The organism is Micromonospora sp. NPDC126480 (assembly GCF_040302465.1).
Lineage (GTDB): Bacteria > Actinomycetota > Actinomycetes > Mycobacteriales > Micromonosporaceae > Micromonospora.
Window position 1 is genome coordinate 160,256 of record NZ_JBEORU010000001.1, and the last position, 19,153, is coordinate 179,408.

A 19,153-nucleotide genomic window follows, 5' to 3' on the forward strand; every position below is an offset into this window, starting at 1 on the left:
GGCTCCCTGTCGGCGAAGCACCACGATCCTCGACCGACAGGAGGACCGATGTCCAGACGTACCCCCCGGCTCTTCGCCGCGACCCTCGCGGTGGCGGCGCTCGCCCTCGGCGCCTGCGCCGAGAAGACCTCCGACACCCCCGCGACCGGCGGCAGCGCGTCGGCCGCCGCGACCTTCCCGGTCACCGTCGGCCCGGTGACCCTCGAAAAGCGGCCGGAGAAGATCATCTCGCTGTCGCCGACGACCACCGAGATGCTCTTCGCGATCGGCGCCGGCAAGCAGGTGACCGCCGTCGACGACAACTCGAACTACCCGCCCGAGGCGCCCAAGAGCGACCTCTCCGGCTTCCAGCCGAACGCGGAGGCGATCGCCGCCCGGAACCCGGACCTGGTGGTGCTCTCCGACGACCGCAACAAGGTCGTGGAGCAGCTCGGCAAGCTGAAGATCCCGGTGGTCATCACCCCGGCCGCGACCACGCTCGACGACACCTACCGGCAGATCACCGACCTGGGCACGCTGACCGGGCACCCGGCCGAGGCCGCCGACGTGGTGCAGCGGATGAAGGACGACATCGCCAAGCTGGTCGCCGACCTGCCGCAGCGGTCGGAGAAGCTGACCTACTTCCACGAGCTGGGTCCCGAGCTGTACACGGCCACCAGCAAGACCTTCATCGGCTCGCTGTACACGCTCGCCGGCCTGGAGAACATCGCCGACGCGGCCGACGCGGACGGCAAGAGCGGCGGCTACCCGCAGCTCTCCCAGGAGGTCATCGTCAAGGCCAACCCGGACTTCGTCTTCCTCGCCGACACCAAGTGCTGCCAGCAGAGCGCGGACACGGTCAAGGCCCGGGCCGGCTGGGCGGGGATCACCGCGGTCAAGAACAACCAGGTCGTGGCGCTCGACGACGACATCGCCTCGCGCTGGGGCCCGCGCGTCGTCGACCTGCTCCGCACGATCATCGACGCGGTCGCCAAGGTGCCGGCGTGACGCTCGCCGTCGCCGGGCGTTAACAGGGGACCCTTTCCATGCAGCAGGCGTTAAAAAGGGGCCCTTCCTTCCCGCCGGCCCGGGCGCCGCAGGTGCCCCGGCCGGCGGGCCTCCGCCCACGCTGGCTGGCCGCCGGCCTGGCCGCGGTGCTCGTCGCCCTGGTCGCGGGCGTGTCGCTCGGCCCGGTCAGCCTGCCGCCGGGCAGCGTCGCGGTGGAGCTGCTGAACCTCCTTCCCGGAGTACGCCTCGACAGCGGGCTGACCGAACGGGAGATCGCCATCGTGACCGAGCTACGGCTGCCCCGTGCCGTGCTCGGTCTGCTGGTCGGCGGGCTGCTCGCCCTCGCCGGCGGCGCGTACCAGGGCGTGTTCCGCAACCCGCTGGCCGATCCGTACCTGCTCGGCGTCGCCGCCGGGGCCGGGCTGGCGGTCACCGTGGTGATCACCGCCGGGGTGGGCGCGGGAGGCGCGATCACCGGGCTGCCGGTCACCGTCCCGCTGGCCGCGTTCGTCGGCGCGGTCGGCGCGGTCCTCATGACGTACCTGCTCGGCTCCTCCGGCGGCCGGGGCCGCTCCCCGGCGACGCTGATCCTGGCCGGGGTGGCGGTCGCCGCGTTCCTCTCCGCCGGGCAGACCTACCTGCTGCAGCGCAACTCGGACAGCATCCAGCAGGTCTACTCCTGGCTGCTCGGCCGGCTCGCCACCGCCGGCTGGCACGACGTCCGGCTCGTCCTGCCGTACTTCCTGCTCACCGCCGTGGTGGTGCTGCTGCACCGGCGCGAGCTGGACGTGCTGTCCGTCGGTGACGACGAGGCGAGCAGCCTGGGCCTGCACCCGCAACGGTCGCGCTACCTGCTGATCGCCGCCGCCTCGCTCGGCACCGCCGCCGCGGTCTCCGCGTCCGGGCTGATCGGCTTCGTGGGGATCATCGTGCCGCACACCGTACGGCTGCTCGCCGGGTCCAGCTACCGGGTGATCCTGCCGCTGTCGATGCTCTTCGGCGGGGCGTTCCTGGCGCTGACCGATGTCATCGCGCGGACCGCCGCCGCCCCGGAGGAGATCCCGATCGGCGTGGTCACCGCCCTGCTCGGCGGCCCGTTCTTCGTGCTGGTCCTGCGTACCACCCGGCGGGTGCTGGGATGACCGGCCCGGCCGCCGCGCCCGCCGCGCCCGCCGTGGAGGTGCGTGACCTGCACGTCCGGCTGGGCGGGGTACCGATCCTCGCCGGCGTCGACCTGACCGTCGCGGCCGGGGAGTGGGTCACGGTGATCGGCCCGAACGGCGCCGGCAAGTCGACGCTGCTGCGCGCCGTCGGCGGCCTGCTGCCCGCACCGGACGCGGTCAGTCTCTTCGGTACGCCGATCCGGGCGCTGCGCCGCCGGGACCGTGCCCGGGTGGTGGCGACAGTCGCCCAGTCCCCGGTGGTGCCGGCCGGCATGTCGGTGCTGGACTACGTCCTGCTCGGCCGGACCCCGTACATCCCGCCGCTGGGCCGGGAGTCCGCCGCCGACCTGGTCGCCGCGCACGACGTGCTGGACCAGCTGGACCTCACCGGCTTCCACACCCGGGAGCTGGCCACCCTCTCCGGTGGTGAGCGGCAGCGCGTCTTCCTGGCCCGGGCTCTGGCCCAGGGGGCCACCCTGCTGCTCCTCGACGAGCCGACAAGCGCCCTGGACATCGGTCACCAGCAGGAGGTCCTCGAGCTGGTCGACCAGCTCCGCCGCGCGCACGGGCTGACCGTGGTGGCCACCATGCACGACCTGTCGATCGCCGGCGAGTACGCCGACCGCATGGTGCTCCTCGCCGACGGCCGCGTGGCGGCAACCGGCCCCCCTCGCGACGTCCTCACCGAGCAGCTCCTCTCCCGCCACTACCGCGCCACGGTCCGGGTGCTCGAAGGTGAGCACGGCCCCCTGGTCGTCCCCGTCCGCCGCTGACCCTCGCCGATCATGGATGTGTGGTGGGCGAAACATGGCGGTCAGCCCCGCTCGTCGGGCACCGCAACTCCATGATCGGCCGGGAGATCAGGCGGGTGGGGTGAGGGTCTGGAAGAGGGCGCCCTGGGGGTCGCGGAGGGAGGTGTAGCGGCCAGCCGGGACGTCGTGGGGTGGGACCAGGATCTCGCCGCCCAGCGCGGCGGCCCGCGCCGCTGTGGCGTCGACGTCGGCCGCACCGAAGTACACCGACCAGTACGCGGGCGTGTCCGCCGGGAAGTCACCGAGCGGAGTGGACATCCCCGCGACGATCTGGGTGCCGAGGCGCCAACCGGTGTGCCCGCCCGGGTCGGCCGGCGGGTCCTCCGGCTGCCAGCCGAAGACCAGCTCGTAGAAGACCTTCGCGCCCTCCGGGTCGGGGGTGACCAGCTCCGTCCAGGTCAGCGCGCCCGGCACCCCGAAGATCTCGCCGCCCGGCATGGCCATCGGCTGCCACACGCTGAAGGCCGCGCCCGCCGGGTCGCTGAAGACCGCCATCCGCCCCCGGTCGAACACCTCGAAGGGCGGCACCACCACCTGCCCGCCGGCCCGTTCGACCCGTCCCGCCACCAGGTCCGCGTCGTTGGTGGCGAAGTACACCGACCAGATCGGCACCTGGTCGGGGATGGCCGGCGGCCCGGCCCCGGCCACCGCCTGGCCGCCCAGGAGGAAGACGGTGTACCCACCGGCCTCCGGTTCCGGCGCGATCCGGCCGGTCCAGCCGAACAGCTCCGGGTAGAAGCGCCGCGCGTCGGTGAGGTCCGGGGTGGCCAGGTCGGTCCAGCAGGGCGTACCCGCCGGGACGGTGCTCACGTGGGCCCCTCTCGGTCACGGGCCGCCGTAGGGGCGGGCCCTGACCGCATCGTGGCACCGCCGGAGCCCGGTCCGGCGTGCGAACAGGGGAAACATCAACTGAACCGGCGACCCTCGTCCCGGCGGTACGCCCAGCCGGCGAGGGCGGCCAGCCCCACGATCCAGACCCCGAGCATGATCATGGAGAGCGGGTTCAGCGGGTAGTCGTCGACCGCCGCCCACATCAGCTCGACCGCGCCCCGAGTGGGCAGGAACGGCGCCACCGCCTCGATGAAGCCGGGCGCCGCGTCCGGCGCGGTGAGCAGGCCGCCGCCAACGGCGAGCGGAAAGAACACGACCTGCGCCACCACGATCGCCGCGCGGCTGGGCAGCGAGTATCCGATCGCGAGCCCGAGCAGCGTGAACGGCACCGAGACCACGGCGACGGTGGCGGTCGCCAGCAGGAACGCCCCGGCGGTCACCCGCGCCTCGGTCAGCGTCGCGGCGATCAGCACCACGGGCGTCAGGGACAGGTAGGTGATCGCGAGACCGGCCAGGATCCGGCCGGCGAAGCGTGGCGCCGGCCCGGCCGGCAGGGTCCGGGTGTACGGGTCCCAGGGCTGGTCCCGGTCCTCCGCCACACCCACCCCGTACTGGAAGATGTTGGCGCTCAGCACCGAGAAGGTGACCATCGAGGCGGTGGCGAAGGTCGCGGCGACCGGATCCCCGCCGGCGAACGGCACCACGAAGAAGAGCATCGCGGCGGCCGGGAAGAACGCGCTGCCGACCACCGCCACCGGGGTCCGGAGCGTCTCGAGCAACTGGTAGCGGGTGTGGACCAGGGCGAGTTGCACGGCGTCCTCTCAGCGGCTCACGGGTTGTCCGGCGGCGGGCGCCGGACCGGTCGGCGTCGCGGCGGCCGGGCCCTCGGAGGTGGTGATGGCGAGGAACGCCTCTTCCAGCGAGGTCGGCCGCACCTCCAGGTCCCGGAACGGGACCCCGGCGGTGACCAGCGCCCGGACCAGCTCGTCGGCGTCGGCGGTGAACAGGTGTGTGCGCCCGTCGACCCGCTCGGTGCGGACCACGCCGGGCAGCACGGGCAGCGAGCCGTCCACGACGAGGCTGACCCGGCGCACACCGACGATGCCCCGCACCGCGTCGACCGTGTCGTCCGCGAGCACCCGGCCCTGGCCGATCACCACCACCCGCTGGGCGAGGGCCTCGACCTCCTCCAGGTAGTGGCTGCTCAGGAGCACGGCACCCCCGTCGGCGTGGAAGGCTCGGACGGCGTCCCACAGGGTGCGCCGGGCCGCCACGTCCAGGCCGGTGGTCGGCTCGTCCAGCAGGACCAGCCGGGGCCGGCCGGCGAACGCCAGCGCGACGGCCAGCCGTCGCCGCTGCCCGCCGGAGAGCCCGCCGGTCTGCCGCCGCACCAGGTCGCCCAGGCCGAACCGGTCGAGCAGCTCGGCCCGGGGGACCGGATCGGGGTAGTGCGCGGAGACGAAGTCGACCACCTCGCCCACCCGCAGCGTGCGGGGGACGCCGGTCTCCTGCGGGGTGACCCCGATCAGCCGGCGGCTGGCCGGGTTGCGCGGGTCGCCGCCGAACAGCTCGACCCGGCCGGCTGTCGGGCGGCGGACGCCGACCAGCAGGTTGAGCAGCGTGCTCTTGCCGGCGCCGTTGGGGCCGAGCAGCCCGACCAACTCGCCGGAGCGCACCTCCAGGTCGACGCGGTCGAGGGCGAGCACGTCCCCGTAGCGGCGGGTCGCCTGGACGGCACGGGCGAGGATCACGGTGCGCTCCTCGGGGGTGACGGCATCGGGGCCTCTCCAGGTCTACCACCGCCCTGCCACCCGGCACCGCGGAGCGGGACGGCCGGGACGGGGCCGGTCGCCTATGGTGAACATCGCCGGCGGTTGATCCGGCACTCAGCACAGCGGGGGAGGTTCCGTGACGGGCCCGGCCAGGGAGTTGGATGTCCAGCCGGAGGCGCTGACCGCGTTCGCGGCGGCCTCACGGGACCGCGCCGACCGGTTCCGGGAACTGCACCGCGCACTCGGTGACGGGCAGGTCCCGCGACACGCGTTCGGCGTGCTGCCGGCGTCGTTCGGCCTCGCCGCCGCGTACGCGGAGCAGTTCGAGGCGTGCCTGCGGGGGCTGGCGGACGCCGCCGACGTCATGGCGGACATCGCCGAGGGACTGACCGACACGGCCGACGCCTACACCGGCGCCGACGTCGCCAACACCGATCTCTTCGTGCCGGGTCGCCCCGCCGCTCCCGACGTGGTGGCGCCGGCACCGGGCTTCGGCGGCAGGTGAGGGGGCGGGATGAGCACCGAGGCCCTGCAGCGCAACCGGACGTACTTCGAGCAGATCGTGTCCGGCACGCCGGACCCGTTCAAGCCGCTGTCGAACGCCGTGCTCTGGCCGTTCGAGCAGTTGCTGGAGCTGGTGGCCGGTGAGCCCGACGACCTGCTGCGGGCGGCCCAGCTCTGCCTGACCACGGGGGAGGCGGTCCGGGAGATCGCCGGTGAGCAGATCGCCGACCGGGCCCGGCTGCGGGGCGCGTGGAGCGGGGACGCCGCGGAGAGCTTCCACGCCTCGATGCAGTCGGTGGAGGAGGCGATCGAGGAGCTGGCGCGCGGCCTGGAGGGCACCAAGGAGGTGCTGGTCGACGCGGCGAACGCGGCGGTGGACGCGTTCAACCTGCTGGTCGAGTTGATCCTGGAGTTCCTGCTCTGGTTCCTCACCGAGGTCATCATCGCCGCGGTGGCGGCGGTGCTGAGCGCGGGCGTGTCCCTGGCCGCCACGGTGGTCCGCGTACTTGCCCGGCTGGCCGCGACGGTCGGCCGGATGGTCAAGATCGTCGCCCGGCTCGCCGAGGTGCTGACCCGGCTGGCCGCCCGGCTGGCCAAGGTCTCCGGCCAGCTGATGAAGTACGCCAAGGACGTCATGGAGCTGAAGAAGCGGAAGAAGCAGTACAAGATGCTGACCCGCAACGGCTGGACGGCCGAGGGGCGGGCGTTCCAGATCGAACGGTTCACGATGCTGTTCCCGGGAAAGATCGCGATCAACTACGCGTCACCTGTGAACATCCCGGGCTTCGGCGGGGCGGCGCTGGACACCACGGTCGGGCTGCACGACGTCGCCGACGGCACGAAGGACCGCAACTACCTGGTCGACGGCACGTACCGTGAGGACCTCGGCCCGTACACCAAGGGCGTGCAGAACGTCTTCGACAGCATCCTGCCCTGAGAGAGGTACGGACATGGCCTTCCCCGGCCTGGACCGGATCGAGGCGCTGGCCCGCAATCTGGACGGTTGGCAGCGGGAACTGGCGGCGCGGATGAGCGAGATCGAGGAGACCAGCGCGGTGGGGGTCAGCGACTCCGGCCTGGTCCGGGTCACCGCCGCCGCCGACGGCGGGATCCTGTCGTCCGAGTTGGACGCCCGGGCGATGCGGCTCGATTCGTACACCCTCGCCGAGGAGTTCACCACCGCCGCCCGCCGGGCCCAGGAGGCCGCGGCGGCGCAGGTCCGCGAGCTGGTCGGTGAGGTCATCGGCACTCCGGGAGGCGGGCCCACCGGACCCCGCGGCCACGATGACCACTGACCCGGTGGACGGCCGGCGGGAGCGGTACGCGGAGGGCCTGGCCCGGTTGCTCGACCCGGGCGAGCAGCTCCGGGCCCTCGCGCAGGCCCGCGAGGGGATGGGTGCGGGCCCGGCCGATCCGCAGCCGCCGCAGCCGCCCGCCGACGGGGGCGGGCCCGGGTTCCTCGGCGTCGTGCTCAACGTGCTGGGTCCGATCATCACCTTCGGCCGGCTGGACGACGCCGTCACCCGGCTCTTCTTCGGTGTCAGCGGTCGAGGCGGGCCCGGCTCCGCGGCGTCCCTGCTGCGCCACGCACTGACCGTCGGCAAGGTCACCGACCTGCGCGAGAGCGTCCTGGCGGTGACCGACAAGCGGCTGCTGCTCGCCACCACCGGCCGGATGACGCTTACCTCCGGCGCGGCGGCGGACGACCGGGCCCGGTCCGATCTCGAGGTCCGGTTCGCGCTGCCCCGGGCCGCCGTGGCCGGGGCGCGCGTCGGCTGGTACCGGCTCAATCCCCGCCGGCTGCGGATCGACTTCACCGACGGCTCCTGGCTGGCGTTCACCGTGCCGCTCGGCGAGTCGGCCCGGCCGCTGCGGGAGGTCGCCTCAGCCCTGTCCGGCTGAGTCGCCGGTCAGCGGGGCGGGCAGCGGCGCGCTGTGCAGCACCGCCAGCCGGGAGACCGCCCGGGTGAGCACCACGTAGAGGCGGTGCAGGCCGCGCGGCTCGGCCGCCACGATGTCCGCCGGCTCGACCACGACGACATGGTCGTACTCCAGGCCCTTGACCAGCGTCGCGGGCACCACCGTGACGCGCGCCGCGGTGGCCGGGTCGTCGGCGGTCGCGGTCTGGACCCCGCGGCGGCGAGGGTGGCGCGCAACCGGTCGACCGTGCGGTCCGCCGCGATCACGGCCACCGAACCCTCGTGTGCCAGCGCCGCGCGCACCTCGGCCACCGTCGCCGGAACCGGATCCGCGACGGTACGCACGTCCAGCGCGCCGTCGCGGCGCAGCGACTCGGCCGGTGGCACGTCCACGGCGAGCGACGGGAGCAGCCGGTTGGCGAACGCGACCACCGCCGCGGGCACCCGGAAACCGACCGTCAGCGGCACCACCGCCGCGTCCGGCTTGCCGAGGTGGCGCAGCGTCTCGCGCCAGTCCCGGGCGGCCCACGGCGCGGTGCCCTGCGCGAGATCGCCGAGCAGGGTGATGGAGCCGTGCTCGCTGCGCCGGGCGATCGCCCGGCACTGCATCGGCGAGAGGTCCTGCGCCTCGTCCACCACCACGTGCCCGTAGCCGGCCGGCCGCTCGATCAGGCCCGCCCCCTCGTCGAGCAGCACCGCGTCGGCGGCGGTCCAGCGGGTCGCCTTCGGCGTCCGGCCCGGCCTCGTGCCGGCGCCCGGGCTGGTGAGCAGTGCCTGCTCCTCGGTGGTGAGCAGGCCGTCCGCCGCGGCGGCCAGCCGTCGCGGATCGGTGAGCAGCGCGTGGAGCAGACCCTCCGGGTCGAGCGCCGGCCACACCGCGTCGAGGAAGGTGGTCACCGGCTTCGACTTCGCCATCCGGCGCAGCCAGGCGTCGCTCGGCGACTCGGCCCGGCGCGCCTCGGCCTGCCGTTGCAGCAGGCCGACCACCCGCGCCCGGACCCGGTCGCGGCCCACGGCGTACGGCAGCCCTTCCCGGCGGGTCTCCTCGACCACCCGGTGCAGCGGCTCCAGACCGATCCGCCAGCGGAACGACCCGTCGGAGACCGCGATCGGCTCGACCGGTTCGCCGACGTACGCGTCGACGGCCCGGCGCAGCACCTCGGCCATCCGGACGTCGTGCTTGACCGTCGCGACGGCGGGCTCGTCGACCGCGCGCACCGGCACCCGGGCGACCAGGTCCTCCACAGTGGCCTGCTCGACCTCGACCTCGCCGAGCGCCGGCAGGACCGCGGCGATGTACGACAGGAAGGCCCGGTTCGGCCCGACGATCAGCACGCCGGCCCGGCGCAGCCGTTCCCGGTGCAGGTAGAGCAGGTAGGCGGCCCGGTGCAGGCCGACGGCCGTCTTCCCGGTGCCCGGCGCCCCCTGCACGCAGATCGAGTCGGCCAGGTCGGCCCGGACCAGTTCGTCCTGCTCCGGCTGGATGGTGGCGACGATGTCCCGCATCGGCCCGACGCGGGGCCGCTCGATCTCGGCGGTGAGGATCCGGCTGGCCGTCCCCAATTCCTCGCCCCGGTCCAGGTGCTCGTCCTCGAAGCTGGTAAGCGCGCCGTTGTTGAAACCGAAGCGCCGTCGTACCGCGACGCCCTGCGGGTCCCGGGCGCTGGCCCGGTAGAACGAGCGGGACACCGGGGCCCGCCAGTCCAGCACCAGCGGCTCGCCCAGGTCGTCGGTGACGTGGCGGCGCCCCACGTGGTAGCGCCGGCCGGCGTGGTCCGCGTCCTCGTGGCCGAAGTCGAGCCGGCCGAAGAAGAGCGGCGTGGTGGGGTCGTCGGCGAGTTCGGCGACCCGGCGGGCGAGGTGCCGGCCGAGCTGCTCGGCGGTGTACGCGTCCCCGGCCACCGTGTCGCCGGTGGCGAAGAGCGCCTCGGCCCGTTCGCGCATCCGCCGCAGGGCGGCCCGGGAGAGGTCGAGGTGCGCACGTTCCGCGGCGAGGTCGTCGTCCAGAGTGAGGTCGGTTGCGGTCACGCTGATTTCCCCTTGAGGTCATCCGCTGATCGCTCGCGTGTCCGGGCGCGGATGGCCGGCGTCCGGCGCGGGGACGTCCGGTGCGGTGCGAAGCTCACCTCGGCCGTCAAGCGGCCTGCCAGCTTACGCCGAGGTCGCGCGCCCCTCCACCGATTTTCCGGAAGCTGACGCGACTCCGGCGGTGCCGGTCGTCGGGGCGGTTGGCCCGACGGGTCCGGGCGGCGGGATCATGTCGGTATGACCGAGCCGCACACCGAGGCGCGCCGGACGATCAGCGACCCGCAGGTGATGCGGGCGCTGGCCCACCCGGCCCGGATCGCGATCCTGGAGCACCTGAGCACCAACGAGGGCGGTGCGACGGCGACCGACTGCGCCGAGATCGTCGGGTTGTCGCCGAGCGCGACGAGCTACCACCTGCGGGCGCTCGCGAAGTTCGGCCTGGTCGAGGTGGCGCCGAGCCGGGGTGACGCCAGGGAGCGGGTCTGGCGAGCCGTGGGTCGGGGCTTGATGGTCGACCCGGGTCGGGATGCCGGTCCGGAGGCCCGGGCCGCCGAACAGGCCCTCGTCGAGGCGTACGCGGTCCGCGAGCTGGACCGCACCCGGGACTGGTTGCGGCGGGCGGGCGACGAGCCGACCGAGTGGTACGAGGCGGCGCTGTTCAGCGACAGCACCCTGGTGCTGACGGCCGAGGAGTTGGCGGAGCTGAACCGGGCGGTGGCGGAGTTGCTCGACCCGTACCGGAAACGGAACCGGCCGGAGCCGCCGGCCGGCGCCCGCGCGGTCGCGATCCACTACAAGGTCGTGCCGTTGGCGTAGGGCCCGGGGGCTTGAAACGCGAGTTGTGAAGGACTATTTTCGAAATATGTCCTTCACAACTGGTCCGTCGCGCTGGCGCGACGTCTGGCTGGCCACCACGGCCCGCGGCACCACCATCTGCGGCGAGTTCCTCGCGACCACCGCGCTGGCCCTGGCCCTCCAGGCGCGGGGCGCGGACGGGCTGGCCGTCTCGGGGCTGCTCCTCGCGGCGACACTGCCACTCGTGGCGCTGGCACCGCTGACCGGCCGGCTCGCCGACCGGGTCGACAGCCGGGTGCTGCTGGTCACCGTCGGTGCCGCCCAGTCCCTGATCTGCCTTGTGCTCGCGCACACCGAGCACCCGGTGGCGGTCGTCGCGCTGGTGGGCGTGCTCGCCTGCGGGCTCGCGGTGACCCAACCCTGCCTGGCCGCCCTGCTCCCGGCCATGGTGCGCGAGGAGGACCTGCCCCGGGCCAGCGCCATCCAGCAGACCGCCGTCTCCGTGGGCGCGCTCGGCGGCCCGGTGCTCGCCGGGCTCCTGGTCGGGCAGTTCGGCGCCCGCCTACCGCTGCTGCTGAACGCGGCGTGCTATCTCGCGCTTGTCGTCGCCGGGCTGCTGATACGTACCCGACGGGGCGGGCGACGCGGCGTGGTCCCTGGGGGTGCGGCAGCCGCGGCGCCGGCCTGGCGGCTGCGGCGCGACCCGTTGCTGCTGACGATGGTGGTGACGACCGCGGCGGTGATCACCGCCGTCGGCGGCATCAACGTGGTCGAGGTGTTCTTCATCCGGGAGACGCTTGACGGTTCGGCCACCATGTACGGCCTGGTCGGCGCCGCCTGGATGGCCGGCCTGCTGCCGGGCAGCTGGCTCGCGGCCCGACTGTCCCGGCGGCTCACCGACGACGGCGCGCTGCTCGGTGGGGTCCTGCTCGCCCTCGGGGGCTGCGCGCTGATGGTCGCGCTCGCCGCCACCGTCCCCGCGGCGGCGCTGCTGATCCCGCTCTGGCTCCTCGGAGGCGCGGCCAACGGAAGCGACAACGTATTCGCCAACGTGCTGACCGCCCGACGGGTGCCGGAGGCGTCGCGGGCCCGGGCGTACGCCGTCAAGGGCGCGGTGGTGCAGGGCGGCTCGATGGTCGGCTACCTGGTCGGCGGCGTCCTCCTGGCGGTGGTCCCACCGCGCCCGCTGATCGCCGGCCTCGGGCTGGCCGGCCTGCTGGTCGTCGGGGCGTTCGTGCCGTTCGTGGCCCGCGCGGCGCGGCGGAACCGGACCGTCGGACACCCCGTGCCGCGGACCGACCCCGCCGGGACGCGGATCGCTGCGGTATCGGCCACTCCCGCCCGGCCCGGCGAGCCGGCCCAGGTCACGGGGGATACGGTCGGGGCATGGTCGAGCACGTCGCGCGCCCCCGGGTCGGGCACATCCAGTTCCTGAACTGCCTACCGATCTACTGGGGGCTGATGCGCTCGGGCGCCCTGATCGACGTCGACCTGCACAAGGACTCGCCCGACCGGCTGAGCGCCGCCCTGGTCGCCGGTGACCTGGACATCGGCCCGATCACGCTCGTCGAGTACCTGAAGAACGCCGACGACCTGCTGCTCCTGCCCGACCTGGCGGTCGGCAGCGACGGTCCGGTGCTCTCGGTCAACATCGTCTCCACCCGGCCGCTGGCCGAGCTGGACCGGCGCCGGGTGGCGCTCGGCTCGACCTCGCGGACCGGCGTCCTGCTGGCGCAGCTGCTGCTCGCCGACCGGTACGGGGTGCACCCCGAGTACTTCCGCTGCCCGCCGGACCTCACCCAGATGCTGCTGGAGGCGGACGCCGGGGTCCTGATCGGCGACGTGGCGCTGCGCGCCCTCTACGAGGCGCCGCAGCGCGGCCTCACGGTCACCGACCTCGGGCAGGCCTGGCGCGAGTGGAGCGGCCTGCCGATGGTCTTCGCGGTCTGGGCGGTACGCCGGGACTTCGCCGCCGCCCACCCGGGCCTCGTCAAGGAGGTGCACGAGGCGTTCCTGCGCTCGCGGGACCTGTGCCTCGCGGAGCTGGACCAGGTCGCCGAGGCGGCCGCCCGCTGGGAGTCCTTCGACGCGGACACCCTGGCGACGTACTTCCGCACGCTCGACTTCAGCCTCGGCGACCGCCAGGTGGCCGGCCTGCGCGAGTTCGCCGCCCGCGCGGCCGCCGCCGGCGCCGTCCCGGAGCTGCCGGCCGGAGGTCCCGCCTTCTTCGAGGGCTGAGCGCCCGCTCTAGGGGCGGGTGAGCAGGGCTGCGGTGATCTTCTGGCAGCCCTGCATGCCGTACTCGTAGCCCTTCTCGATCGGGTACCGCAGCATCACGCCCATCGTCCAGGTGTCGCCGATCGCGAGGCAGTTGACGTGGTTCTCCTGCTCGCGGGTGCGGTCCACCCACCCGTTCTTGATCGCGATGGTCTTCCGCTCGGCCGCCGGGAACGCCTTGCGGATGCCGAAGTCGCCCGCGCCGCGTACCAGCCGCATCTCGTTGAGCAGCCACTCCGTCCACTCCGGGCCCGCGGCCCGGCCCTCGACGATGCACTGGCCGAGGCGGGCGGTGTCCCGGGGGGACAGGTTGGTGCGGCTCCAGCCGCCGTCGGCCGCGACGCTGCTGTCGGTCAGCTTGCACAGGGACAGCAGCCGCTTGATCGACGCCGAGCCTCCGAGGCTGTTGTAGAACTGCTGCGTCCGGGTGTTGTCGCTGTCCCGGATGATCTTCGTGGCGTCGGCCAGCTTCGCGTCGCTCGGGGTCCTGCCCGCTTCCGCCGTACGGCGCAGGTAGTCGGCGACGATCCAGGACTTGATCAGCGAGGCGGTGGTGCTGGTCTCGGCCATGTTCTCCGAGCCGATGATCTCGCCGGTGCGGCGGTCCAGCACGCTCCACGCGTACCAGCCGTCGAGGTCCAGATCGGTCAGGTCGTCGGCCGCGAAGGGCAGGGGCTCCAGCGAGGGGCTGGGCGACGGCGACGGGCGGACGCTGCGGTCGCTGGGCGCACCGGTGGACCGGTCCGCCGGCCCGGTCGGGGCACCCCAGCGCGCCGCCGCCTCGGACTCGAACGGCGAGCCGGGCAGCAGGCGCAGCGAGACGAGCACGAGTCCGATCAGGATGGCCGCGATGGCGACCGTCCGGACGATCGAGGTGGCGCCGCCCCGCGTACGGCGCTCGCTGGCCATCAGACCTTCCCGGCCGGCTGCTGCGGCACCTTGAGGGCGGCACCGGGCTGCGGGGTGACGAGTTGGGCGGCGACGCTGGCGCAGACCTGCGCGCCGTAGTCGAGGCCGCTCCGCTGCGGGTACCGGAGCATGACCGCGAGACTCCACTTGTCGGTGACCGCCAGGCAGTTGACGTGCCAGTTGCCGTCGTAGTTCAGCGGGGTCCAGCCGTTCTTCATGGCCACCGGGCCCTGACTGATGATCGACTCCGGCAGGCCGTCGATGATTCCCCACCGGCCACCGCCGGAGCGCTGCTTCTGGTCCTTCGCGGCGGTCGTGCCGCGGACCTTGCTCATCTCGTCCAGCAGGTACCCGGTCCACTTCGGGCCGGCGGCCTTGCCGTCGGCGATGCAGTCACCGAGCCGGACCGCGTCCCGGGGTGACATCTGGGTGAAGCTCCACCAGCCGACGTACCCGGGCACGGTGCCCGGTCTGGTGTCGGTGAGGCCGCAGGTGCCGATCATCCGCTTGATGGTGGCCGCCCTGCCGACCGCCCCGTAGAGCGCGTTCGCCGCGTCGTCGTTGCTGTCCCGGATGGCGGTCGTGATGTTCTTCCGCATCGCCGCCGAGGGCGCCTTGTCGCCGAGCTGCCGCAGGTAGTCGGCGGCGAACCAGGCCTTGATCATCGACTCGGTGGAGCTGGTCGCGGAGAGGTTCTTCGCCCCGGAGACCGTGCCGGTCCCGCGGTCCATCAGCGCCCAGGAGAAGAAGTCGCCCTTGAAGGCCACGGACACCGGCGCGGCGGCCAGGGTCGGTGGCGGGGGCGGCGTGGGGGCGGGTGCCGCGACGCTCTCCGCGCCGCCGCCGGCACCCCCACCGTCGCCGTTGGCGAGCCGGGCGTACGCGGTGGGGACGAGCAGGGCGCTACCGAGGAGAACCGCCATGACGGCGAGCACCAGGGTCACGCGGGGTCGCATGAGTGGGTGAGCTCCAGGTGTCAGGGCCGGGGGGGACCGGCTTGCGTTGTCCGGACCGAGCGGCGGGCCGTCGAGGCCGGGGGTGGCCTCAGCTGCATCAACGAGCGTCGGCAGCCGATCGGTATGACGGAGGAAGTCTACGTGCGGATTCGCGCTGCGCCGAGATCCGCGCACCTGGCAACTTGCGGCGAAGGCGGGATATGCCGACGGTTCGCGTCTTCTGGGGGGATTCGCCGCGGCGACGTGATTCACCTCATAGGCCATTCGGTCACTCAGCGTGTTTGACCGGCGGCGGCTTTCCCTGAATTCTGTTACAGCCACTGGAGTTTCGAGTGGGGAGCTGTAACACTTGGGCCATGTATGGCAATGACTTCCCCGCCGAGGACGCGTCCGGCGGCCTCCTCGGTGAGGTCGAGGCGGCCGAGGCGGCCCTGCGGGAGGCCGCCGAGCGCGGGCGGCGTGGCACCGCCGTCGGAGAGGATCTGGCGGCCTACTTCACCGAGGTCATCGACGCCGACCAGAAGGTCGAGCCCCGGGACTGGATGCCGGAGGCGTACCGGAAGACGTTGATCCGGCAGATCGCCCAGCACGCGCACTCCGAGATCATCGGAATGCAGCCGGAGGGCAACTGGATCACCCGCGCACCCTCGCTCAAGCGCAAGGCGATCCTGCTCGCCAAGGTGCAGGACGAGGCCGGCCACGGCCTCTACCTCTACGCCGCCGCCGAGACGCTTGGCGTCAGCCGGGACGAGTTGGTCGACCTGCTGCTCAGCGGCCGGCAGAAGTACAGCTCGATCTTCAACTACCCGACCCTGACCTGGGCGGACATGGGCGCGATCGGGTGGCTGGTCGACGGCGCGGCGATCGTCAACCAGGTGCCCCTGTGCCGCTGCTCGTACGGGCCGTACGCACGGGCCATGATCCGAATCTGCAAGGAGGAGTCGTTCCACCAGCGGCAGGGGTACGAGATCCTCCACACCCTCGCCCACGGCACCCCAGCTCAGAAGGCGATGGCCCAGGACGCGGTGGACCGGTGGTGGTACCCGTCGCTGGCCATGTTCGGCCCGCCGGACTCCGACTCCACCCACTCCGCCCAGTCCATGGCCTGGAAGATCAAGCGCTTCTCCAACGACGAGCTGCGCCAGCGCTTCGTGGACATGTGCGTCAAGCAGGCCGAGGTGCTCGGCCTCACCCTCCCCGACCCGGAGCTGCGCTGGAACGACGAGCGCGGGGCGTACGACTTCACCCAGCCCGACTACGACGAGCTGATGCGGGTGATCAAGGGAGAGGGCCCGTGCAACCGGCAGCGGATGGCGCACCGGCGGCGGGCGCACAGCGAGGGCGCCTGGGTCCGCGAGGCCGCCGCGGCGTACGCGGCCAAGCAGAGCGACAAGGAGAAGGTGGCAGCGTGACCGAGCAGTCCCCCCTCTGGGAGGTCTTCGTGCGGGCCCGCCGCGGGCTGTCCCACACCCACGTGGGCAGCCTCCACGCGCCCGACGCGGAGCTGGCCCTGCGCAACGCGCGGGACCTGTACACCCGGCGGCAGGAGGGCGTGTCGATCTGGGTGGTGCCGGCCAGCGCCATCACCGCCTCCAGCCCCGACGAGAAGGACGCCTTCTTCGACCCGGCGGCCGACAAGGTCTACCGCCACCCCACCTTCTACGAGGTGCCGGACGGGGTGGCGCACCTGTGAGGGGTCCCTTCGACTTCGCCCTCCGGCTCGGCGACGACGCGCTCATCGCGGCGCAGCGGCTGGCCGAGTGGTCCACCCGCGCGCCGGAGATGGAGGAGGACATCGCACTCGCCAACATCGCCCTCGACCAGCTCGGCGCCGCGCGCCTGCTGCTGACGTACGCGGGCGAGCTGGAGGGTGCCGGCCGGGACGAGGACGCGCTGGCCTACCTGCGCGACGACCGGGAGTTCCGCAACTGCCTCCTGGTGGAGCTGCCCAACGGCGACTTCGCGGTGACCATGGCGAAGCTGCTCTTCCTGTCGGCGTACCAGCTGCCGCTCTACACCGCGCTGTCCGGCTGCGCCGACGAGCGGCTGGCCGCGATCGGCGCCAAGGCGCGCAAGGAGTCGGCGTACCACCTCGATCACGCCTCGCTGTGGGTGCGGCGGCTCGGCGACGGCACCGCAGAGTCGCATCGCCGCATGCAGGCCGCCGTCGACGAGATCTGGCCGTACAGCCACGAGGTGTTCACTCCGGACCCGGCCGCGCCGGTCGACCCGGCCACCCTGCGGGCCGATTTCGACGCGACCGTGACCGGGGTGCTCGACGAGGCCACGCTGACCCTTCCGCGGAACGCGTGGGTGCCCTCCGGTGGCCGGGAGGGCGTGCACACCGAGCATCTGTCGTACCTGCTCGCCGAGATGCAGGTGCTGCACCGCGCCCACCCGGGGGCGAAGTGGTGAGTGACCCCAGGGCGGCCGTCGCGTCGGTGGTGGACCCGGAGATCCGGGTGATCACCATCGACGAGCTGGGCATCCTGCGGTCCGTCGACGAGGACCCGGCCACCGGCCGAGTCGTCGTCACCATCACACCCACCTACACCGGCTGCCCGGCGATGGACGTGATCCGCGCCGACATCCGTCGGGCCCTGGCCGCCGCTGGGCACCCCGACGCCGAGGTCCGCACGGTCTTCGCGCCGGCGTGGAGCACCGACTGGATCTCCGCGACCGGACGCGCCAAGCTCGCCGCCGCCGGGATCGCCCCGCCGGGTCCGGCGCGCCACGACGGTGCGGTGCCGCTGACCCTGGCCGTCCGCTGTCCGCGCTGCGGCTCACCGGAGACCGAGCAGGTCAGCCGGTTCGGCTCCACCGCGTGCAAGGCGCTCTGGCGCTGCCGTTCCTGCTCCGAACCCTTCGACCATCTGAAGGCGCTGTGACTGTCACGATCACCCGGCCGGTCCGCCGCCGGCCGGTCTTCCACCCGCTGCCCGTCGCCGCCGTCGACCGGCTCACCGCCGACGCCGTGGCGGTCGCCTTCGCCGTGCCCGAGGAGTTGCGCGGGACCTTCGCGTTCTCCGCCGGCCAGCACCTGACCGTGCGCCGGGTGACCGACGAGGGGGAGGAGGTGCGACGCTCATACTCGATCTGCTCGACCCCGGAGGAGCTGGCCCGGCACGGCCGGCTGCGGATCGGGGTCCGGGAGATTCCGGGCGGGGCCTTCTCCGCGTACGCCTGTGGGGCGCTGCGTGGCGGCGACACGGTCGAGGTGCTGCCGCCGTTGGGTCACTTCACCACGGCGTTCGCGCCGGACCGTGTGCGGCGGTACGGCGCGGTGGTCGCCGGCTCCGGCATCACCCCGGTGCTCTCGCTTGTCGCGACGGCGCTGGCCGTCGAGCCGGCCAGCACCTTCACCCTGGTGTACGGCAACCGCACGGCGAACACGGTGATGTTCGCCGAGGAGTTGGCGGACCTGAAGGACCGGTACCCGACCCGGCTGCACCTGGTGCACGTGCTCTCCCGTGAGCAGGGCGAGTCGCCGCTGCTGTCCGGGCGGATCGACGCCGAACGCCTGAGCCGGCTGCTGGACACCGTCGTGCCCGGTGACGCGATCGAGGAGTGGTTCCTCTGCGGCCCGTACGGGATGGTGGTCGACGCCCGGGACGTGCTCACCGGGCGCGGTGTCGCGGAGACGGCGGTGCACACGGAGTTGTTCCACGTCGACGCCCCGCCGGAGCCGGTACGCCGCCCGGGCGACGAGCCCGGCGCCGGCGCCGAGGTCACGATCGTGCTGGAGGGGCGTTCCTCGACGTTCACGATGGGCCGCGAGGAGCGGGTGCTGGACGCGGCGCTGAAGGTGCGTGCCGAGCTGCCGTACGCCTGCAAGGGCGGGGTCTGCTCGACCTGCCGGGCGAAGGTCGTCGACGGCGAGGTCACCATGGCCCGCAACTACGCCCTGGAACCCGACGAGCTGGCGGCGGGCTACGTCCTGACCTGTCAGTCCAGCCCCACCACGGACCGGCTGACGGTCGACTACGACGCCTGAGCAGCCCGCCCGCCCGCGCCCGCCCGCCCGACCGGCGCCGAGCGTGCGGTGCGTGCGCGGTTTGGCGTCACTCTCGGTCAGACCGTCGTCGTGACGTCAGGACTCCACCCCGTGCCTTTGCTCTGCTTACCCATACGCACAAGGTCGCTGACCAGCAGCTTCCTTCCAAGCGGGCCGACGGCGGTGGGGGGCGCATGGTCGCGGTG

The 19,153-nt window shown here is 73.3% G+C and carries 20 protein-coding genes and 1 pseudogene; 15 read left to right on the forward strand and 6 right to left on the reverse strand.

Annotation, left to right across the window (positions count from 1 at the left end):
• The first annotated feature begins 48 nt into the window (after positions 1 to 48).
• From ABTW87_RS00820 to ABTW87_RS00830, 3 genes are read left to right on the forward strand one after another with little or no spacing between them, the layout of a single operon-like run.
• Complete coding sequence (locus tag ABTW87_RS00820; RefSeq protein WP_350647216.1) at positions 49 to 987, forward strand: ABC transporter substrate-binding protein; 939 nt, start codon at positions 49 to 51, stop codon at positions 985 to 987.
• Positions 988 to 1,025: 38 nt separating this feature from the next.
• A complete protein-coding gene (locus tag ABTW87_RS00825; protein WP_350647218.1) occupies positions 1,026 to 2,129 on the forward strand; it encodes a FecCD family ABC transporter permease in 1,104 nt (367 codons plus the stop codon).
• Entirely contained in the window at positions 2,126 to 2,923 is a 798-nt protein-coding gene (locus tag ABTW87_RS00830) for an ABC transporter ATP-binding protein (RefSeq protein WP_350647220.1), read from the forward strand. The genes ABTW87_RS00825 and ABTW87_RS00830 overlap by 4 nt, the downstream gene beginning before the upstream one ends.
• An 87-nt stretch (positions 2,924 to 3,010) precedes the next feature.
• On the opposite strand, the gene ABTW87_RS00835 is transcribed toward ABTW87_RS00830, so the two are convergent.
• From ABTW87_RS00835 to ABTW87_RS00845, 3 genes are all read right to left on the reverse strand, one after another.
• A complete protein-coding gene (locus ABTW87_RS00835; RefSeq protein ID WP_350647222.1) occupies positions 3,011 to 3,772 on the reverse strand; it encodes a VOC family protein in 762 nt (253 codons plus the stop codon).
• A gap of 95 nt (positions 3,773 to 3,867) precedes the next feature.
• Positions 3,868 to 4,605, reverse strand: a complete 738-nt coding sequence (locus ABTW87_RS00840) for an ABC transporter permease (protein WP_350647224.1) — start codon at positions 4,603 to 4,605, stop codon at positions 3,868 to 3,870.
• A gap of 9 nt (positions 4,606 to 4,614) precedes the next feature.
• The gene (locus tag ABTW87_RS00845) at positions 4,615 to 5,544 is read right to left on the reverse strand and encodes an ABC transporter ATP-binding protein (RefSeq protein WP_350647226.1); all 930 of its coding nucleotides are present in this window, start codon (positions 5,542 to 5,544) and stop codon (positions 4,615 to 4,617) included.
• A 157-nt stretch (positions 5,545 to 5,701) separates the two neighbouring features.
• Between ABTW87_RS00845 and ABTW87_RS00850 the strand changes: the two genes are divergently transcribed.
• From ABTW87_RS00850 to ABTW87_RS00865, 4 genes are read left to right on the forward strand one after another with little or no spacing between them, the layout of a single operon-like run.
• The gene (locus ABTW87_RS00850; protein WP_350647228.1) at positions 5,702 to 6,070 is read left to right on the forward strand and encodes a WXG100 family type VII secretion target; all 369 of its coding nucleotides are present in this window, start codon (positions 5,702 to 5,704) and stop codon (positions 6,068 to 6,070) included.
• A gap of 9 nt (positions 6,071 to 6,079) precedes the next feature.
• A complete protein-coding gene (locus ABTW87_RS00855; protein ID WP_350647230.1) occupies positions 6,080 to 7,006 on the forward strand; it encodes a WXG100 family type VII secretion target in 927 nt (308 codons plus the stop codon).
• A 13-nt stretch (positions 7,007 to 7,019) separates the two neighbouring features.
• A complete protein-coding gene (locus ABTW87_RS00860; RefSeq protein WP_350647232.1) occupies positions 7,020 to 7,364 on the forward strand; it encodes a YbaB/EbfC family nucleoid-associated protein in 345 nt (114 codons plus the stop codon).
• A complete protein-coding gene (locus ABTW87_RS00865; protein ID WP_350647234.1) occupies positions 7,354 to 7,971 on the forward strand; it encodes a hypothetical protein in 618 nt (205 codons plus the stop codon). The genes ABTW87_RS00860 and ABTW87_RS00865 overlap by 11 nt, the downstream gene beginning before the upstream one ends.
• Here the strand turns inward: ABTW87_RS00865 and ABTW87_RS00870 are convergent.
• Positions 7,954 to 10,016 (reverse strand): annotated as a pseudogene (locus ABTW87_RS00870) (HelD family protein). The gene ABTW87_RS00865 and the pseudogene ABTW87_RS00870 sit on opposite strands and share 18 nt — an antisense overlap.
• A gap of 237 nt (positions 10,017 to 10,253) precedes the next feature.
• Here ABTW87_RS00870 and ABTW87_RS00875 point away from each other — a divergent pair.
• From ABTW87_RS00875 to ABTW87_RS00885, 3 genes are read left to right on the forward strand one after another with little or no spacing between them, the layout of a single operon-like run.
• Complete coding sequence (locus tag ABTW87_RS00875) at positions 10,254 to 10,832, forward strand: helix-turn-helix domain-containing protein (RefSeq protein WP_350647236.1); 579 nt, start codon at positions 10,254 to 10,256, stop codon at positions 10,830 to 10,832.
• Between the two features lie 46 nt (positions 10,833 to 10,878).
• A complete protein-coding gene (locus tag ABTW87_RS00880) occupies positions 10,879 to 12,246 on the forward strand; it encodes an MFS transporter (RefSeq protein ID WP_350647238.1) in 1,368 nt (455 codons plus the stop codon).
• On the forward strand, positions 12,198 to 13,049 hold the full coding sequence (locus ABTW87_RS00885) for a menaquinone biosynthetic enzyme MqnA/MqnD family protein (protein ID WP_350647240.1): 852 nt from the start codon (positions 12,198 to 12,200) through the stop codon (positions 13,047 to 13,049). Before ABTW87_RS00880 ends, ABTW87_RS00885 begins: the two co-directional genes overlap by 49 nt.
• 9 nt (positions 13,050 to 13,058) lie before the next feature.
• Here the strand turns inward: ABTW87_RS00885 and ABTW87_RS00890 are convergent, their stop codons facing one another.
• Both ABTW87_RS00890 and ABTW87_RS00895 read right to left on the reverse strand, forming a co-directional pair.
• Entirely contained in the window at positions 13,059 to 13,997 is a 939-nt protein-coding gene (locus tag ABTW87_RS00890; RefSeq protein WP_350647242.1) for a serine hydrolase, read from the reverse strand.
• Positions 13,997 to 14,953 carry a hypothetical protein gene (locus ABTW87_RS00895; RefSeq protein WP_350647244.1) on the reverse strand — a complete coding sequence of 319 codons (957 nt, stop codon included), beginning with the start codon at positions 14,951 to 14,953 and terminating at the stop codon, positions 13,997 to 13,999. The genes ABTW87_RS00890 and ABTW87_RS00895 overlap by 1 nt, the downstream gene beginning before the upstream one ends.
• A 356-nt stretch (positions 14,954 to 15,309) precedes the next feature.
• Between ABTW87_RS00895 and paaA the strand changes: the two genes are divergently transcribed.
• From paaA to paaE, 5 genes are read left to right on the forward strand one after another with little or no spacing between them, the layout of a single operon-like run.
• The gene (gene paaA, locus ABTW87_RS00900) at positions 15,310 to 16,365 is read left to right on the forward strand and encodes a 1,2-phenylacetyl-CoA epoxidase subunit PaaA (RefSeq protein ID WP_350647246.1); all 1,056 of its coding nucleotides are present in this window, start codon (positions 15,310 to 15,312) and stop codon (positions 16,363 to 16,365) included.
• On the forward strand, positions 16,362 to 16,646 hold the full coding sequence (paaB, locus tag ABTW87_RS00905; protein WP_350647248.1) for a 1,2-phenylacetyl-CoA epoxidase subunit PaaB: 285 nt from the start codon (positions 16,362 to 16,364) through the stop codon (positions 16,644 to 16,646). Before paaA ends, paaB begins: the two co-directional genes overlap by 4 nt.
• The gene (gene paaC / locus ABTW87_RS00910; RefSeq protein WP_350647250.1) at positions 16,643 to 17,368 is read left to right on the forward strand and encodes a 1,2-phenylacetyl-CoA epoxidase subunit PaaC; all 726 of its coding nucleotides are present in this window, start codon (positions 16,643 to 16,645) and stop codon (positions 17,366 to 17,368) included. The genes paaB and paaC overlap by 4 nt, the downstream gene beginning before the upstream one ends.
• Complete coding sequence (gene paaD, locus ABTW87_RS00915; protein WP_350647252.1) at positions 17,365 to 17,841, forward strand: 1,2-phenylacetyl-CoA epoxidase subunit PaaD; 477 nt, start codon at positions 17,365 to 17,367, stop codon at positions 17,839 to 17,841. Before paaC ends, paaD begins: the two co-directional genes overlap by 4 nt.
• Positions 17,838 to 18,947, forward strand: coding sequence for a 1,2-phenylacetyl-CoA epoxidase subunit PaaE (gene paaE, locus ABTW87_RS00920; RefSeq protein WP_350647254.1), 1,110 nt, complete (start codon positions 17,838 to 17,840; stop codon positions 18,945 to 18,947). The genes paaD and paaE overlap by 4 nt, the downstream gene beginning before the upstream one ends.
• Positions 18,948 to 19,153 lie beyond the last annotated feature (206 nt).

Bases quoted from the DNA above. Each gene is read 5' to 3' on its own strand.
- ABTW87_RS00820 (WP_350647216.1), top strand. From the start codon at position 49: ATGTCCAGACGTACCCCCCGGCTCTTCGCCGCGACCCTCGCGGTGGCG.
- ABTW87_RS00825 (WP_350647218.1), top strand. From the start codon at position 1,026: ATGCAGCAGGCGTTAAAAAGGGGCCCTTCCTTCCCGCCGGCCCGGGCG.
- ABTW87_RS00830 (WP_350647220.1), top strand. From the start codon at position 2,126: ATGACCGGCCCGGCCGCCGCGCCCGCCGCGCCCGCCGTGGAGGTGCGT.
- ABTW87_RS00855 (WP_350647230.1), top strand. From the start codon at position 6,080: ATGAGCACCGAGGCCCTGCAGCGCAACCGGACGTACTTCGAGCAGATC.
- ABTW87_RS00860 (WP_350647232.1), top strand. From the start codon at position 7,020: ATGGCCTTCCCCGGCCTGGACCGGATCGAGGCGCTGGCCCGCAATCTG.
- ABTW87_RS00865 (WP_350647234.1), top strand. From the start codon at position 7,354: ATGACCACTGACCCGGTGGACGGCCGGCGGGAGCGGTACGCGGAGGGC.
- ABTW87_RS00875 (WP_350647236.1), top strand. From the start codon at position 10,254: ATGACCGAGCCGCACACCGAGGCGCGCCGGACGATCAGCGACCCGCAG.
- ABTW87_RS00880 (WP_350647238.1), top strand. From the start codon at position 10,879: ATGTCCTTCACAACTGGTCCGTCGCGCTGGCGCGACGTCTGGCTGGCC.
- ABTW87_RS00885 (WP_350647240.1), top strand. From the start codon at position 12,198: ATGGTCGAGCACGTCGCGCGCCCCCGGGTCGGGCACATCCAGTTCCTG.
- ABTW87_RS00890 (WP_350647242.1), bottom strand. From the start codon at position 13,997: ATGGCCAGCGAGCGCCGTACGCGGGGCGGCGCCACCTCGATCGTCCGG.
- ABTW87_RS00895 (WP_350647244.1), bottom strand. From the start codon at position 14,953: ATGCGACCCCGCGTGACCCTGGTGCTCGCCGTCATGGCGGTTCTCCTC.
- paaA (WP_350647246.1), top strand. From the start codon at position 15,310: ATGTATGGCAATGACTTCCCCGCCGAGGACGCGTCCGGCGGCCTCCTC.